This window comes from Escherichia sp. AM3, from assembly GCF_032029835.1.
Lineage (GTDB): Bacteria > Pseudomonadota > Gammaproteobacteria > Enterobacterales > Enterobacteriaceae > Escherichia > Escherichia coli.
This window is the reverse complement of record NZ_JAVUPQ010001004.1, coordinates 1-268: the sequence shown is the minus strand read 5'-3', so window position 1 is coordinate 268 and position 268 is coordinate 1. Positions and strand designations below refer to the sequence as shown.

Below are 268 nucleotides of genomic sequence, written 5' to 3'. Positions count from 1 at the left end.
CCGCATTACGACATGAAAAACCGCGGGTTTATGCTCTGGCCGCTGTTTGAAGTCGCGCCCGATCTCACCTTCCCTGACGGCTCCTCACTGCAAGCCGTTCTGCAAAATCTCAACGCGGATAAACCGGCCCGCTGGTAATCCCGCCTCCGCATCGATTAACCCTTCCTTATGTGCGGTTAATCGATTGCCTAAAATCATTGGTCCCTCAAATGTTACTGTTAGAATGCGCAAAGATTCGCTTTTGGGCCATCAGGAAACAGTATGAAAC

General features: G+C 50.7%; 1 pseudogene. It reads left to right on the top strand.

Annotation, left to right across the window (positions count from 1 at the left end):
* Nucleotides 1-138, top strand: a pseudogene (locus RTW80_RS29445) (2-amino-4-hydroxy-6-hydroxymethyldihydropteridine diphosphokinase); the annotation flags it as partial.
* Between the last annotated feature and the right edge of the window lie 130 nt (nucleotides 139-268).